Consider the following 15082-nt stretch of genomic DNA (forward strand, 5'->3'; position numbering starts at 1 on the left):
AGGTGTTCATTTGTGGGCAATTGTACCCTGGATAACTCTACAGTGGCAGCATCGCGCGGTGTATGGAAAAGCATATCTTTGTAAAGCCCCGGTAATTTTTGACTATGACTTCAGCTTCATGCAAGAACGTTGGTTGTTCTCTGCGCATCACGAACAAATAACCATCGCCATTCTGCAACGGAGGCCAGGTACTTGCGTGGCGAAAATATATCAAAATTGATCTGAATTAGGTTAACCAGGATTTTGAATGCAAGTTCTAACTTAATCTGGATCAATAAATGTTAAATTATCAAAGTCAATGTGATCCAGGTTAGATCACTTATTACTCCAATGTGGGTATATTCGTTCCGCTTTTATAACCATAACGATGGAGCGGACATGAAAAAATTAACAGTTGCAGCAGTGGCTTTAACAACTCTTCTCTCTGGTAACGTATTTGCGCATGAGGCCGGAGAATTCTTTATTCGTGCAGGTTCTGCCACCGTCAGACCGACGGAAGGCGCGGGTGGTACGCTGGGAAGCCTGGGTGGCTTTGATGTCAGCAATAACACGCAGTTGGGTCTGACATTTACCTACATGGCAACCGACAATATCGGTGTTGAATTACTGGCAGCCACGCCGTTCCGCCATAAAATTGGCACTGCCACAACAGGTGATATTGCGACCGTTCACCATTTACCGCCGACCTTAATGGCACAGTGGTATTTCGGCGATTCCAGCAGCAAACTGCGTCCGTACGTTGGTGTCGGTGTGAACTACACCACCTTCTTTGACGAAGGCTTTAACAATAACGGCAAAGAAACCGGTTTATCTGACCTGAGCCTGAAAGACTCTTGGGGCGCAGCAGGGCAAGTGGGTATGGACTATCTGATTAACCGCGACTGGCTGATTAACATGTCGGTCTGGTACATGGATATCGACACCACCGCGAGCTACAAACTGGCTGGCGCGCAGCAGCATGACAGCGTCCGCCTCGATCCGTGGGTGTTTATGTTCTCCGCGGGTTATCGCTTCTAAGTCCGTGATTAAAATACGGAAAAGCTGATCGTTCCACGGTCAGCTTTTTTATTACCAGTTTATTTCTTCCTGCCTTTCTCCCCGTCGATGTAATGCTACTCTTTAAGCAAACTGGCTTTGAGGGTATTGACGATGATGTTGACTCGCCACCTGCTACAACAAAAAATCACACTTTTGGAACCTTTCACCGGAGATGAAACGGCAGAGTTCGCCGTGAGTGCCGCGCGTGATTTATTGAATTTTATGGATAAAATTGAAGTGCTGGAGAAACGCATTGCGACTCCGGTTAAACTACCTTATTGCAGCGCCAGTCCTGTTTGTGAGATTGAAGCGGGCTATGCCGCAGGCGTGAGCGATTGTCGTGAGGCCATTCGTCGGGCAGGGTATCCGATTGAGGGTGATGATTAGTTTGCATTTATGTTAACAAAAATGTGCTTTTATTGTATAAGTCTGTAACTTTAGCGCACACAATGGCGGGCTTCTAAGGCATCAGCTTAGGGACGGTTAACATTCTCAATCAACATACAGCGCAGTTATGCAACGACAGAAACGGGTAACCGGTTTGGCAATATGTTAACTATCAGGGTGAACTCGTGAAGATTGTGCAGGACAAGCTCAGAAACAGGCAGGCACTGCTGGTATCAGGGCTCATTACGTTGATATTTACGTCGTTGTTTCTGTTTATAATTTATGAGCAGCGGATGGCTGCAGTCAGTGACGGTGTTAACCGCATGCAAGCGCGCATGATGGACATTTTTAACGATAATGAGCTGATCGCCGATGCGATTGGTGAGCGCTATCACCATATTAAATCGGGTGAGCAATGTGGCGATATTTCACAATTTGTTCCCCGCAATGAGATTGAATGGGGAATTAACGCCGACCCAAAGCGTCTGCATTCGGAAACGGGGGCAATTATTGCCCAGCAAGCCAGCCACAACGCGCTGTGTATGTATACGGCGGCGGAGTTTATTCGTGGTATGGTTAATGAGCTAAATCCGGGCAGCTTCGATGCACATCGTTATATTATCGCCAAAAATTCAGATTATTTTTACTGGTTTATGGCTTCCGATTCGCGCAACTTCAGTTTCTCAAATTCTGAAATGGCGCGGGATCTCACCAACTTTTTCTATCCGCCGGTCGATTTCTATACCCGACTGTTGCAAAAAAACGTCAAAAACAAAGCCCTTAGTTCAACGAACTTCTATACCGATAAAATTACCGGTGAAAAAGCTTACAGCGTGGTGAGCTATATCTACGATCTGTCTGGCAAAGAGATATCAGACCAAATCGTGGCCTATCTGGTTTATGACCATTCAAAGCCCGAATTGCAGGAAGCGTTGGCTCAAGCATTTGACTACCAGCTCCCACCAGAGCTGAATGTGGAATTGGTAAATTTGACCAACAATGAAAGTCTCTGTTTATCCGGTAAATGTACAGGTCAATCCCGTTTTTTAGTGCGCAATTTTTCGGAGAAATATGCGCTGCACTATTCGCTTTCATTAGGCCGTTTTATGACGCGCGATACCCATGCCGGGATCGTGATCCTGCTGGCGCCGTTCTTTTTCATCATGATTAGTTTTTCGCTAAAATCATGGCTAAACGAAAGCGACCTGAAGGTTTATATAGACACCCTGACCGGTTGCTTTAATCGCCGTATACTCGACATCATCAAGCGCCGTGATTTATCCCACTGTTCGGTGGTGCTACTGGACTGCAATAAGTTCAAGGCCGTCAATGATACCTGGGGTCACGCGGCAGGCGATCGTGCGTTGCAAATTATCGCCAACAGGATGTTATCAAACACCCGCACCAGTCACGATATTGTGATTCGTACCGGCGGGGATGAATTTATGATCCTGCTGTTTCGCTCGCAGGCAACTGATGCCATCGCAATCGCTCAACGTATCAGCGGGCAGGTGACCAGCCATGTGTTTGTAGTGGACGGTCATACCGTGCCATTGTCAGTATCGTGGGGGATTGCAGAGGTGAACGGTGAACTGGATGTGGCTATTCAGAATGCAGATAGCGCCATGTATAAAATGAAGCACACGAAAGAAGCGTAAAACCGCCAGAAGTCTCTGGCGGTTGATTTAGCTTACTGCCGTGTGGCGGCTTTCATCGCGCTGACAAAAGCTTTCAGCTCAGCCAGCATCTGTTCCGGTATCGCAACATTTTTCTCAATGATTTTCACTATTGCCGAGCCGGAAATAGCGCCAGCAGCGCCAGCGTCAATCGCGCCGGTTACCTGTTCAGGCGCAGAGATACCAAATCCCTGTAAAGAAGGCGGAGCATCATATGCTTTCAACTTTTCGACCAGGTGATGCAGCGGTAATGCCGCTCGATTTTCTGCACCGGTCACGCCCGCACGCGAAAGCAAATAGGTATAGCCGCGGCCATGAGAGGCTATCTGGCGCAGCAGTTCTTCATCAGCGTTCGGTGGGCAGATAAAAATTGGCGCAATGTTGTGGCGGAGCGCCGCAGCTCTGAATGGCGCGGACTCTTCAACGGGAACATCGGCTACTAACACGGAATCCACGCCAACTTTTTCACACTGGGCGTAAAACTCGTCAATGCCCTTGCTAAACACCAGGTTGGCATACATCAGCAAGCCAATGGGAATCGTAGGGTGCTTCTGGCGAATCAGCGCCAGCATTTCAAAGCATTGCGACGGCGTGACGCCGGCGGCAAACGCACGCAAGGTGGCTTCCTGAATGGTTGGACCGTCAGCCAGCGGATCGGAGAACGGAATACCGAGCTCAAGGGCATCGGCACCGGCTTCAATCAGCGTATCAATGATTTTCAGTGACTGCTCAACAGACGGATCGCCCAGGGTTACGAAGGGGACAAAAGCACCTTCTTTGCGGTCCTTCAGCTGTGCAAACAGGTTTTCGTAACGTTCCATCAGATTTCCCCTCGCGCTTTCAGAATATCGTGTACGGTGAAAATGTCTTTGTCGCCGCGACCGGAGAGATTAACCACCAGTAACTGCTCTTTTTCCGGGTTTTCACGCATCATTTTCAATGCGTGTGCCAGGGCATGGGAGGACTCCAGCGCCGGAATAATCCCCTCGTGCAGACACAGCGTTTTGAAGGCCTCAAGCGCTTCGTCGTCGGTGATCGAAACATAATCGGCGCGACCAATGCTGTTCAGATACGCATGCTGCGGCCCGACAGACGGGAAATCCAGCCCCGCGGAAATAGAGTAAGACTCTTCAATCTGTCCTTCTTCGGTCTGCATCATCGGGGACTTCATGCCGAAGTAAATCCCGACACGACCATGCTTCAACGGTGCGCCATGTTCCCCTGATTCAATCCCATGGCCGCCAGGCTCGACGCCAATCAGACCGACGCTGGTTTCATTAATAAAGTCCGCGAACATACCGATGGCGTTAGAACCGCCGCCCACGCAGGCGATAACCGCGTCCGGCAGGCGACCTTCTTTTTCAAGGATCTGCGCTTTAGTTTCCTCGCCGATCATGCGCTGAAATTCACGAACAATGGTCGGGAAGGGATGTGGACCTGCCGCCGTACCGAGCATATAGTGCGCGGTATCGTAGCTGCCAGACCAGTCGCGCAGCGCTTCGTTACAGGCATCTTTCAGCGTTGCAGAACCGCTGTGAACCGGGATAACTTCAGCCCCCATCAGACGCATACGGAAAACGTTTGGCGACTGGCGTTCAACGTCTTTTGCACCCATATAAATACGGCATTTCAGCCCCAGCAGTGCGCTGGCGAGAGCTGATGCAACACCGTGCTGGCCCGCGCCGGTTTCGGCGATGATCTCCGTTTTCCCCATACGCTTCGCCAACAAAGCCTGGCCCAATACCTGGTTGGTTTTGTGCGCGCCGCCGTGCAGCAAATCTTCACGTTTGAGATACAGCGTAGTGTTGGTGCCTTGAGTAATGTTCTGGCATTTGGTCAGGGCAGTTGGACGACCAGCATAGTTTTTCAGCAGGTCTGTAAACTGCGCCTGAAATTCAGGATCCTTTTGCGCGCTGACAAAAGCTTCTTCCAGCTGGCGCAGGGCAGGCATCAGAATCTGTGGCACATACATACCGCCAAATTCACCAAAATACGGATTGAGTAATGTTGTCATGTCCTTTTCCTTAATATGCGCGCAGCGTCTGAAAGACCGAAGCCAAAAGACGTGCATCCTTGATGCCCGGCTGTGACTCTACGCCAGAATTGAAATCGAGACCGGCACAGCCGGTTTTTGCCGCGTCAACGCAGTTATCAGCGCCGAGTCCGCCAGCCAGTAAAACGTTATCCAGCGATTGTCCGCCTAAAAGTGACCAGTCGAAGCGTTGACCGCTGCCTCCCTGGCCATTGTCGAATATGTATTTATCGACGTGCTGATAATCACGGGCTGGCAACGTTTCACTGACGCTTAACGCCTTCCAGATTTGCACCTGTTCGGGGAGCGCGTCGCGCAGGGCGTCAACATAGGCCTGGTCTTCGCTACCATGCAATTGCACGGCTGTTAGCCCCAGAGCCGCCGCTGTTTCGCGCACGTCGGTGATCTCTGCGTTGCGAAACACCCCGACATATTGCAGCGGTGCGCCGGTCATGACCTCGCGCGCGTGTTCAACGCTGACCGCGCGTGGCGATGTGGACACAAAAATCAACCCGCCGTATATGGCACCCGCTTCGTATGCCGCGTTTGCATCCTGAGGCCGGGTTAAACCGCAGACTTTATTTTCGCCGAGCAGAACGCGACGCACGGCAGCATGCAGATCATCATGCGACATCAACGCAGAGCCAATCAGAAAACCGTTGGCGAAGTGGCTGAGTTCTCGCACTTGACCATAGGTATTGATACCGGACTCGCTGATGACGGTTACGCCATGACCCAGTCGCGGCGCCAGTTGGCGGGTGCGATTCAGATCGATCGACAGGTCGCGTAAATCACGGTTGTTGATACCGACGACTTTGGCGCCCAGTGCGATAGCTCGCTCCAGCTCTTCATCGTTACTGACTTCGGTCAGTACGCCCATTTTCAAACTGTGGGCGACGGCGGCGAGTTGACGATATTGCTCATCATCAAGCACCGACAGCATCAGCAGACAGGCGTCCGCCTGATAGAAGCGCGCCAGGTAAATCTGGTAAGGATCGATAATAAAGTCCTTACACAGAATCGGCTGCGGTGCGATGCGGCTGACGATGGGCAGGAAATCAAAGCTCCCCTGAAAATATTTCTCATCGGTCAGTACGGAAATCGCAGAAGCATATTGTTTATATACGCCCGCAATCTGTGCCGGGTCGAAGTCATCACGGATCACGCCTTTTGACGGAGACGCTTTTTTGCACTCCAGAATAAAGGCGGTGCGTGCACCTTGCAGCGCATCGTAGAAATCACGAGAGCTGGGTTGAACATCATTCTGAAAGCTGGCCAGCGGTTGTTGCTGTTTGCGGGCTTCTACCCAAATCGCCTTGTCTGCGACAATTTTCGCTAAAACGGTTTGCATCATTTACCCTCTTGCTGCCAGTGCAGTGACACGGTCATAGGCCGCGCCGCTGCGCAGTACATTAATCACGGTTTGCGCATTGGCTTTTAAATCTTCTTCACCGTGCAGGCGCATTAACATGGCGACATTCGCGGCAACAGCAGCTTCATGAGCGGCTTCACCTTTACCTTGTAACAAGCGACTAAGAATGTCACGGTTTTCTTCCGGCGTGCCGCCAGCCAGCTGTTCCTGGTGGTAAGGCGTCAGGCCAAAGTCTTCTGCCGTCAGTTGATAGCTCTTGATTTCGCCATCATGCAGCTCCGCCACAATGGTCGGTGCATGCAGCGAAACTTCATCCATGCCACCGCTGTGCACCACGGCTGCCCGCTGGTACCCCAACACGCGCAGCGTTTCGGCAATCGGCAGCACCAGTTCCGGACTGTAAACGCCGATCAGCGCCAGCGGCGGATGTGCCGGGTTAATCAACGGGCCGAGGACGTTAAACAGCGTACGGGTTTTCAACTGTTGGCGTACCGGCATAGCATTGCGAAAACCGGTGTGGTATTTCGGCGCAAACAAGAAACACACTCCGAGGTCGTCAAGTGCCTGACGGGATTTATCGGCGTTCATATCCAGATTGATGCCAAAAGCCGCTAACAGATCCGAAGAGCCCGACTTGCTGGAGACGCTGCGGTTGCCGTGTTTGGCGACTTTCAGTCCGCAAGCGGCCGCCACAAAGGCGCTGGCGGTGGAAATATTGATACTGTTGCTGCCGTCACCACCGGTACCGACAATATCGGCAAACAGATAATCAGGTCGCGGGAACGGGGCGGCGTTTTCCAGCAGCGCGGTTGCCGCACCGGCAATTTCATTCGGGTGCTCGCCACGAATTTTCATGCTCACCAGCGCCGCAGCCAGTTGTTCCGGCTTCAGTTCACCGCGTACCACGGCGGAGAACAGCTGGTGGCTTTCCTGCTGAGACAGCGTCTGGGCCTGATACAGTTTCTCCAGAATAGGTTGCAGGGTATTGGTCTGTTCGAGTTTCTGTTGCGCCCAGGCCAGCGTTTGCTCCAGCAGACGTGCGCCCTGGGTGGTCAGAATGGATTCTGGATGGAACTGGAAGCCACATACGCGATCGGTATCGTGACGTACCGCCATCACCATGCCGTTAAAGTGGGCGTTGATGGTCAATCCGGCCGGAACGTTGCTGCCAACCAGCGAGTGATAGCGCGCCACTGGCAGCGGATTTGCCAGACCGGCGAACATTGCCTGACCATCGTGTTCAATGCTGGACGCTTTGCCGTGCAGGATTTCCCCAGCCTGTCCCACGTATCCACCATAGGCCTCGACAATGGCCTGATGCCCCAGACAAATGCCGATGATTGGCAGCTTGCCGCGCAGGCGGGTTAACAGCTCCGGCATGCAGCCCGCTTCGCTTGGCGCACCTGGACCTGGAGAGAGCATCAGCACCGGATTTTTCATGGTCGCTAAGCGGTCTATTAATGTCTGGGCCGGAATATGGTTGCGGTAAATCACCACGTTATGACCGTTAGTACGCAGCTGATCTGCCAGGTTATAGGTAAAAGAGTCGATATTATCGAGCAGCAGAATGTCAGCCATTAGAAGGTCTCCTGTGCGTGGTGTGCGGTGGCGATAGCACGCAGAACCGCACGCGCTTTATTACGGGTTTCATCGGCTTCTGACTGCCCAACGGAATCCAGAACAATTCCGGCGCCAGCCTGTACGGTGGCAATACCGTCTTCCACGAGGGCGGAACGAATCACAATACAGGTATCCAGATCGCCATGGGCCGTGAAGTAACCCACTGCGCCGCCATAGCTGCCGCGACGACGGCCTTCGGCCTCGGCGATAAGCTGCATGGCGCGAACTTTCGGTGCTCCGCTTAGCGTACCCATGTTCATACAGGCTCGGTAAGCATGCAGCACATCCAGATCGCTACGCAGCTCGCCGACTACGCGGGAAACCAGGTGCATAACGAAGGAATAACGATCCACTTTGGTGAGGTCAGCAACGTAGCGGCTGCCGGGCGTGCAGATGCGCGCCAGGTCGTTACGCGCCAGGTCTACCAGCATCAGGTGCTCGGAAAGCTCTTTATGATCGGTACGCATCTCCAGCTCAATACGGCTGTCGAGATCGCGGTCCAGTGAACCGTCCGCACGACGACCGCGTGGGCGGGTCCCGGCAATCGGGTAGATTTCAATCTGCCGGCTGGTGGCATCGTATTTCAGCGAGCTTTCCGGAGAGGCGCCGAACAATGTGAAATCGTTGTCCTGCATAAAAAACATGTACGGGCTGGGGTTACTTTTCTTCAGCACATAGTAGGCCGCCAGCGGTGACGGGCAGGGCAGCGAGAAACGACGGGATGGAACCACCTGGAAAATTTCGCCAGCGCGAATGGCTTTTTGCATACCACGAACCACGGCGGCAAACTCTTCATCGCTCTGATTGCATTCGCAGCGCATGTGCGGAACTTCAGTGACGGGCAGCGGCGGCGCAGGTTCGGTAAGCTGCTGGCTCAGTTGCGCCAGACGGGCATTAAGACGCTGTTTTTCTGCATCGCTGGGGGTAAATATGCTGGCCTGAATGCGGGTGCTTTTCTTCTGATGGTCGATGACCATGAGCGTTTCTGCCAGATAGAAGCAGTAGTCAGGGCAACGGTTGCCCGCTTCAAGCTGAGGTAAATCTTCAAAACCGGCAACCAGGTCGTAGGAAAACAGACCGCCGAAGAACATCGCTTCACGTTCTTGCGCAGGAACATTAACCAGCTCCTGCAATAAACGGAAGGCATCAAATACGGACAGGGAACATAAGCGGGCGTCTTCATCCAGCAGCGGGCTAACGGCAGGGAATCGCAGATGGCGACCATTCGGTTGTTGTTTGTTCTCAACACCCGCTGGCAGGGCAGCATCCAGCAGCGGCAGCAGCGATGCGCCGTTAGCTGATAATGCCTGAATGGTGACAGTGTCACCGATGGCGGTAATGCGTAATGCACTGTCGACCAGCAGCAAGCTCTTCAGATCGTCTTTGCTGTCGATATCGGCAGATTCCAGCAGCAGCGTTGCCGGACGTGCGCCACACACCTGATGAAACAGCGCCGTCGGATTTTCACGGTAGGCGGCATCGCAGGCAAGCAGCTCGAGTGTCGGTTTTTGTGTTTGCATCGTTATTCTCATTAATTTTGTTCAAAAAAAAGCCCGCTCATTTGGCGGGCCGGGTATCTGGTTGCATATTGCAGACGTAAGACACTGCCCGAAATCAGGAAGTGCGCCACCAACCGTGCAGAACATATGTTGCTTTCATCTCAGATACCTTCTTCATGTGAACTTGCGTACTAGTTAACTAGTTCGATGGAATAAAGTCAACACCTGATTTCAGTATATTTGTCTAAACCGCTATGATGGGCGGGTTAAGACATTTAGTGAAACGGGAGCCGCATTGAGCGACACGAATTACGCAGTGATTTATGACCTGCACAGTCATACTACAGCCTCCGATGGGCGATTAACGCCAGAAGCCTTAGTACACCGTGCGGTAGAGATGCGAGTCGGTACACTGGCGATCACCGATCATGACACCACGGCGGGTATTGCGGCGGCAAGAGAAGAAATTTCACGTGCGGGTTTAGCGTTAAATTTGATCCCTGGCGTCGAGATATCAACAGTCTGGGAAAACCATGAGATCCATATCGTGGGTCTGAACATTGATATCGCCCATCCAATGATGTGCGAATTTCTGGCGCAGCAAACGGAACGTCGTCAGCAGCGCGCGCGCCTGATTGCTGAACGACTCGACAAAGCGCATATTCCCGGCGCGTGGGAAGGGGCATTACGCCTGGCTGATGGCGGGGCGATCACTCGGGGGCATTTTGCGCGTTTCCTGGTGGAATGCGGAAAAGCCACAACCATGGCGGATGTCTTTAAAAAATATCTTGCTCGTGGGAAAACCGGTTACGTTCCGCCACAGTGGTGTACAATAGAACAAGCTATTGATGTCATTCATCATTCTGGCGGTAAGGCAGTTCTGGCTCATCCTGGGCGGTACGATCTTAGCGCTAAGTGGCTGAAAAGACTGGTTGCGCATTTTGCTGAACATCACGGCGACGCGATGGAAGTGGCACAGTGCCAGCAGTCTCCCAATGAACGCACCCATCTGGCGACGCTTGCGCGTCAGCATCAACTGTGGGCATCGCAAGGGTCTGATTTTCATCTACCCTGCCCATGGATTGAGCTGGGTCGTAAACTCTGGTTGCCCGCAGGTGTAGAAGGCGTCTGGCAACTTTGGGAACAGCCCGAGACCACAGAGAGGAAAGTATGAGCCAGTTTTTTTATATTCATCCCGAAAACCCACAGCAGCGCCTGATCAATCAGGCCGTTGAAATCGTGCGTAAAGGAGGGGTGATCGTCTATCCAACTGATTCCGGCTATGCGTTGGGTTGCAAAATTGAAGATAAAGGCGCAATGGAGCGCATTTGTCGCATCCGTCACCTGCCGGACGGGCACAACTTTACGCTGATGTGTCGTGACCTGTCCGAACTGTCGACCTATTCGTTTGTCGACAACGTGGCCTTCCGTTTAATTAAAAACAACACGCCGGGCAACTACACGTTCATCCTGAAGGGGACGAAAGAAGTACCACGTCGACTGTTGCAGGAAAAACGTAAGACCATCGGTTTGCGTGTACCCTCGAATCCGATTGCGCTGGCGCTGCTGGAAGCGCTGGGCGAGCCTATGCTTTCTACATCACTGATGCTGCCGGGCAGCGAATTTACCGAGTCAGATCCGGAAGAAATCAAAGATCGTCTGGAGAAAGTGGTGGATTTGATTATCCACGGTGGATATCTCGGTCAGCAGCCAACCACGGTCATTGATTTAACCGATGATTCCCCGGTGGTATTGCGCGAAGGCGTCGGCGACGTTAAACCTTTCTTATAAGGGCGCGAACCGCTATACTACGCGGCCTTAAAATGGCGCTGACTGGCGCCGTTGATTCTCCTGTTCGACGCCTGTGAAGGCGACATCTAAAGGAAGCTCTATGAGCGAAAAGTTACAAAAAGTGCTGGCGCGCGCTGGCCACGGTTCTCGCCGTGAAATTGAATCCATAATTGCCGCGGGTCGCGTGAGCGTTGATGGCAAAATTGCCACGCTCGGCGATCGCGTTGAAGTTACGCCGGGTCTGAAAATCCGTATCGACGGTCATCTGATTTCGGTGAAAGAATCTGCGGAGCAAATCTGCCGTGTTCTGGCTTATTACAAGCCAGAAGGTGAACTGTGTACCCGTAACGACCCGGAAGGTCGTCCGACCGTGTTTGATCGTCTGCCAAAACTGCGCGATGCGCGCTGGATTGCCGTGGGACGTCTGGACGTGAATACCTGTGGTTTACTGCTGTTTACCACCGATGGCGAACTGGCGAACCGTCTGATGCACCCAAGCCGCGAAGTTGAACGTGAATATGCGGTGCGTGTGTTTGGTCAGGTTGATGACGCAAAACTGCGCGATCTGAGTCGTGGCGTGCAGCTGGAAGATGGTCCGGCCGCATTTAAAACGATCAAGTTCAGCGGCGGTGAAGGGATCAACCAGTGGTATAACGTCACGTTGACCGAAGGGCGTAACCGTGAAGTCCGTCGCCTGTGGGAAGCCGTGGGCGTGCAGGTAAGTCGTCTTATCCGTGTACGTTACGGTGATATCCCACTGCCGAAGGGCCTGCCGCGTGGCGGCTGGACGGAACTTGACCTCGCGCAGACCAACTATTTGCGTGAACTGGTGGAACTGAAGCCGGAAACCACCTCTAAAGTTGCCGTCGAGAAAGATCGTCGCCGTATGAAGGCAAACCAGATCCGCCGTGCGGTGAAGCGCCACTCTCAGGTTGGCGGCAGCCGTCGTCCGGGCGGTCGCAGCAACAACGGTTAATCATGAGTAGGCCTGATAAGCAACGCGCCATCAGGCGTTAGCGTGGAGCCGGATGCGGCGTAAGCGCCTTATCCGGCCTACTGTCAGTAATCGATCCCCATCTGGGCTTTCACGCCCGCTTCAAAGGCGTGCTTAACCGGCCGCAGTTCGCTGACCGTATCCGCTAACTCCAGAATATCGCGATGACATCCACGACCGGTGATAATAACCGTTTGATGGGCAGGGCGCGCGTTTAGGGCATTGATGACCTCGTCGAGTGGCAGATAGTCGTATGCAACCATGTAGGTCAGCTCGTCCAGTATCACCATATCCAGCTCTGCGTCGGCCAGCATCCGCTTGCCGTGTTCCCATACGGCCATGCAGGCTGCGGTGTCGGACTCGCGGTTCTGCGTTTCCCAGGTAAATCCTGTCGCCATGACCTGAAACTCAACGCCGTGGGGTTCGAGTAAGTTTCGTTCACCGTTTGGCCACGTCCCCTTAATAAATTGCACTACGCCAACTTTTTTACCGTGGCCTACTGCGCGTGTGGCGGTACCGAACGCGGCGGTGGTTTTACCCTTACCATTTCCGGTGAACACAATAATAATCCCGCGCTCGTCTCTGGCGGCGGCAACACGGGCGTCAACCCGGTCTTTTACGCGCTGCTGGCGCTGCTGATAGCGTTCTTCACTCATTGGGCGATTCCTGGTTTACGGCCCGGCTGGGCATCGAAAGTCATACCGGTTTTACGGCGGCTGTCATCGCCCATCAGCCACAGGTAGAGCGGCATAATATCGGCGGGGGTTTTCAATTTTTGCGGATCTTCCGTCGGGAACGCGCTGGCTCGCATGCCGGTACGCGTTCCACCAGGATTGATACAGTTTACGCGCAGGTGGCGGTTCTGATATTCATCAGCCAGAACCTGCATCATTCCTTCGGTAGCAAATTTGGAGGTGGCGTATGCCCCCCAGTTGGCGCGCCCCTGGCGACCGACGCTGGAGGAGGTAAAGACCAGCGATCCGGAATCGGATTTGAGCAACAACGGCAGCAATGCCTGAGTCAGCATAAAGGTGGCGTTCACGTTTACCTGCATCACGTCCTGCCATACCTGCGGGTTTTGCTCGCTCATCGGGCAAATGTCACCGAGCAATCCGGCATTATGCAATACGCCATCCAGACGCGGGAAATGCGCGGCAATGCGCTGTGCGAGCTGGTGGCATTCGTCAGACGTACAGGTGAGCAGATCCAGCGTGAACCAGTGTGGTTGCGTACCTTTTTCTTCGGCGATGGAGCGGGCAACCTGACGCAGTTTTTCTTCGTTACGCCCTAACAGAATCACGGTCGCGCCGTAACGCGCGTAGGTCTGTGCGGCTTCACGCCCGATACCATCGCTGGCACCGGTGACCAGAATAATGCGGTCCTGTAGAAGATCTTGTTTCGGTTGATAATGCACGGCTACTCCTCGGCGACGTCCTGGCCATCTCGTTCGCGATAACTTTTGGGCTTTATGCCTTAAACCCTGTTCTTTTTCAATCAGCCAAAGGCAATAACACCGCAAAATGAACGCGTTGTCATGCTTTTTACTGAATGGATGAAGCAAGACGGGTTAACAAGGCTGTTGTACACTGAGCGAAAGTAGCGTTGTTTAACCAAGGTGGGTCACGTGGAATTGTTGTCTGAATATGGGTTGTTTTTGGCAAAAATTGTCACTGTCGTGGTGGCTATTGCGGTGGTAGTTATGCTGATCGTAAACGCGACACAACGCAAACGTCAGCGTGGGGAATTGCGGGTTATTAATCTCAGCGATCAATATAAAGAGATGAAAGAAGACCTGTCGCTGGCTTTATTGGATGGGCATCAGCAAAAATTCTGGCATAAGGCGCAGAAAAAGAAACACAAACTTGAGGCGAAGGCCGCTAAGGCAAAAGCGAAACTGGGAGACAGTACGTCATCTGATAAACCACGGGTATGGGTACTTGATTTTAAAGGCAGTATGGATGCCCATGAGGTCAGCGCATTACGCGAAGAGGTGACGGCAGTGCTGGCGGTCGTTAAACCCCAGGATCAGGTCGTAGTTCGTCTGGAAAGTCCGGGCGGCGTAGTACACGGCTATGGCCTGGCCGCGTCCCAGTTACAACGTCTGCGCGATAAGCAGATCCCGCTGACCGTTACGGTAGATAAAGTCGCTGCGAGCGGCGGATATATGATGGCTTGCGTGGCGGATAAAATTGTCTCGGCGCCGTTTGCTATTGTCGGCTCTATTGGCGTTGTGGCACAGATCCCGAACTTTCACCGCTTCCTGAAAGGGAAAGATATTGATATCGAACTGCACACCGCCGGACAGTACAAGCGTACGCTGACCTTACTTGGTGAAAACACGGAAGAAGGGCGGCAGAAATTCCGCGAAGACCTGAACGAAACCCATCATCTGTTTAAAGATTTTGTACAGCGCATGCGTCCGGCTCTGGACATTGAGCAGGTTGCCACGGGTGAACACTGGTTTGGTCAACAGGCGCTGGCCAACGGGCTGGTGGATGAGATCAATACCAGCGATGAGGTGATCCTCGGACTGATGGACGGTCGTGACGTATTAAACGTACGTTATCTGCAGCGTAAAAAACTGATGGACCGTTTTACCGGCAGTGCCGCCGAGAGCGCCGATCGTTTACTGATGCGTTGGTGGCAGCGAGGACAAAAACCGCTGATGTAAAA

At 52.9% G+C, this 15082-nt stretch carries 14 protein-coding genes, 1 pseudogene and 1 other annotated feature; of the genes and pseudogenes, 7 read left to right on the plus strand and 8 right to left on the minus strand.

Annotated elements, in window-relative coordinates; translation table 11 throughout:
• Positions 1-8: 8 nt before the first annotated feature.
• Positions 9-95: pseudogene (locus HVZ39_RS26625) on the minus strand (YkgJ family cysteine cluster protein); the annotation flags it as partial.
• A 283-nt stretch (positions 96-378) separates the two neighbouring features.
• Between HVZ39_RS26625 and ompW the strand changes: the two are divergent.
• The 3 genes from ompW to HVZ39_RS12115 all read left to right on the plus strand — a co-directional run bounded on the left by ompW (position 379) and on the right by HVZ39_RS12115 (position 3083).
• Entirely contained in the window at positions 379-1017 is a 639-nt protein-coding gene (ompW, locus tag HVZ39_RS12105; protein WP_016153263.1) for an outer membrane protein OmpW, read from the plus strand.
• A gap of 132 nt (positions 1018-1149) precedes the next feature.
• Entirely contained in the window at positions 1150-1425 is a 276-nt protein-coding gene (locus HVZ39_RS12110) for a hypothetical protein (RefSeq protein ID WP_016153262.1), read from the plus strand.
• 185 nt (positions 1426-1610) lie between these two features.
• Positions 1611-3083, plus strand: coding sequence for a GGDEF domain-containing protein (locus HVZ39_RS12115; protein WP_181633648.1), 1473 nt, complete (start codon positions 1611-1613; stop codon positions 3081-3083).
• A gap of 32 nt (positions 3084-3115) precedes the next feature.
• Here HVZ39_RS12115 and trpA read toward each other — a convergent pair whose 3' ends face one another.
• Genes trpA through HVZ39_RS12140 form a run of 5 tightly spaced genes read right to left on the minus strand, consistent with a single transcriptional unit; the run spans position 3116 to position 9645 of the window.
• On the minus strand, positions 3116-3922 hold the full coding sequence (gene trpA, locus HVZ39_RS12120; RefSeq protein WP_053388565.1) for a tryptophan synthase subunit alpha: 807 nt from the start codon (positions 3920-3922) through the stop codon (positions 3116-3118).
• Positions 3922-5115, minus strand: a complete 1194-nt coding sequence (trpB, locus tag HVZ39_RS12125; RefSeq protein WP_003020645.1) for a tryptophan synthase subunit beta — start codon at positions 5113-5115, stop codon at positions 3922-3924. The genes trpA and trpB overlap by 1 nt, the downstream gene beginning before the upstream one ends.
• A gap of 10 nt (positions 5116-5125) precedes the next feature.
• The gene (trpCF, locus tag HVZ39_RS12130) at positions 5126-6484 is read right to left on the minus strand and encodes a bifunctional indole-3-glycerol-phosphate synthase TrpC/phosphoribosylanthranilate isomerase TrpF (RefSeq protein WP_053388610.1); all 1359 of its coding nucleotides are present in this window, start codon (positions 6482-6484) and stop codon (positions 5126-5128) included.
• A gap of 3 nt (positions 6485-6487) precedes the next feature.
• Positions 6488-8083, minus strand: a complete 1596-nt coding sequence (gene trpD / locus HVZ39_RS12135; RefSeq protein WP_181633649.1) for a bifunctional anthranilate synthase glutamate amidotransferase component TrpG/anthranilate phosphoribosyltransferase TrpD — start codon at positions 8081-8083, stop codon at positions 6488-6490.
• Positions 8083-9645 (minus strand): anthranilate synthase component 1, encoded by a 1563-nt coding sequence (locus HVZ39_RS12140; protein WP_016156654.1) that lies wholly within the window; start codon positions 9643-9645, stop codon positions 8083-8085. Before HVZ39_RS12140 ends, trpD begins: the two co-directional genes overlap by 1 nt.
• A 23-nt stretch (positions 9646-9668) precedes the next feature.
• Positions 9669-9763 (minus strand) — a sequence feature (Trp leader region).
• Between the two features lie 156 nt (positions 9764-9919).
• On the opposite strand from HVZ39_RS12140, the gene rnm reads away from it, so the two are divergent.
• The 3 genes from rnm (at position 9920) to rluB (ending at position 12391) form a co-directional block, all read left to right on the plus strand.
• Positions 9920-10798: an RNase AM gene (gene rnm, locus HVZ39_RS12150; RefSeq protein ID WP_029139558.1), complete on the plus strand. Its 879-nt coding sequence runs from the start codon at positions 9920-9922 to the stop codon at positions 10796-10798.
• Positions 10795-11415 carry an L-threonylcarbamoyladenylate synthase gene (locus tag HVZ39_RS12155; protein ID WP_016153256.1) on the plus strand — a complete coding sequence of 207 codons (621 nt, stop codon included), beginning with the start codon at positions 10795-10797 and terminating at the stop codon, positions 11413-11415. Before rnm ends, HVZ39_RS12155 begins: the two co-directional genes overlap by 4 nt.
• A 100-nt stretch (positions 11416-11515) precedes the next feature.
• Complete coding sequence (rluB, locus tag HVZ39_RS12160; protein ID WP_006684306.1) at positions 11516-12391, plus strand: 23S rRNA pseudouridine(2605) synthase RluB; 876 nt, start codon at positions 11516-11518, stop codon at positions 12389-12391.
• 83 nt (positions 12392-12474) lie between these two features.
• Here rluB and cobO read toward each other — a convergent pair whose 3' ends face one another.
• Together cobO and HVZ39_RS12170 are read right to left on the minus strand one after the other, a co-directional pair.
• Positions 12475-13065: a cob(I)yrinic acid a,c-diamide adenosyltransferase gene (cobO, locus tag HVZ39_RS12165; protein ID WP_016153255.1), complete on the minus strand. Its 591-nt coding sequence runs from the start codon at positions 13063-13065 to the stop codon at positions 12475-12477.
• Positions 13062-13823 carry a YciK family oxidoreductase gene (locus HVZ39_RS12170; protein ID WP_181633650.1) on the minus strand — a complete coding sequence of 254 codons (762 nt, stop codon included), beginning with the start codon at positions 13821-13823 and terminating at the stop codon, positions 13062-13064. The genes cobO and HVZ39_RS12170 overlap by 4 nt, the downstream gene beginning before the upstream one ends.
• Before the next feature lie 210 nt (positions 13824-14033).
• Here HVZ39_RS12170 and sohB point away from each other — a divergent pair, with 210 nt between their 5' ends.
• Positions 14034-15080, plus strand: coding sequence for a protease SohB (gene sohB, locus HVZ39_RS12175; protein WP_016153253.1), 1047 nt, complete (start codon positions 14034-14036; stop codon positions 15078-15080).
• Positions 15081-15082: the final 2 nt, after the last annotated feature.

Source organism: Citrobacter sp. RHB35-C21 (assembly GCF_013816515.1).
Taxonomy (GTDB): Bacteria; Pseudomonadota; Gammaproteobacteria; order Enterobacterales; family Enterobacteriaceae; genus Citrobacter; species Citrobacter braakii.